We start from the raw sequence: 590 nt of genomic DNA, 5'->3' as shown, positions 1-590 counted from the left end.
CTTATCTGAGTGGTGCCCTGAACCACTCGCAGTCCGGCGGAACCAGTGGTTCTGTCTCGGTCAGCGGTTCGGTACTGGCCGTTCCGGCGGCGAAAGACATCATGTTCAGCCGCACGACCGGGGATACCGTGGCCGTGGTGAACGTGAAGGATACCCCGGGAGTGAAGGTGACGTCCGGTGACGGACAGACTGACAGTGATGGCAACCTGGTGGTGCCGCTGAACAGCTATGACTGGAACACGGTGACGATTGATGCGGGCACGCTGCCGCTGAGCACAGAACTGACGAACACCAGTCAGAAGGTGGTGCCGACGGACAAGGCGGTGGTGTGGATGCCGTTTGATGCCCTGAAAGTTAAGCGTTACCTGCTGCAGGTGAAGCAGCGTGACGGTGAGTTTGTGCCGGGGGGAACCTGGGCACGTGACAGTAAGAACACACCGCTGGGCTTTGTAGCTAACAATGGTGTGCTGATGATTAACACGGTGGATGCGCCGGGTGATATCACCCTGGGCCAGTGCCGGATACCTGCGGCCAGACTGCAGGATACTGAGAAACTACAGGAGATTACGTGTGAGTAAGCGTAACGCAGT

At 58.3% G+C, this 590-nt stretch carries 1 protein-coding gene; it reads left to right on the top strand.

Annotation, left to right across the window (positions count from 1 at the left end):
- On the top strand, positions 1 to 578 hold a 578-nt coding region (locus tag BEA93_RS24595), incomplete at its 5' end, for a fimbria/pilus outer membrane usher protein (RefSeq protein WP_157945154.1).
- Positions 579 to 590: the final 12 nt, after the last annotated feature.

The sequence above is a fragment of the Escherichia sp. MOD1-EC5950 genome, assembly GCF_002965345.1.
Classification (GTDB): Bacteria; Pseudomonadota; Gammaproteobacteria; order Enterobacterales; family Enterobacteriaceae; genus Escherichia; species Escherichia marmotae.
The sequence above is the reverse complement of the archived record's forward strand: the minus strand, read 5'-3'. Positions and strand labels throughout refer to the sequence as shown.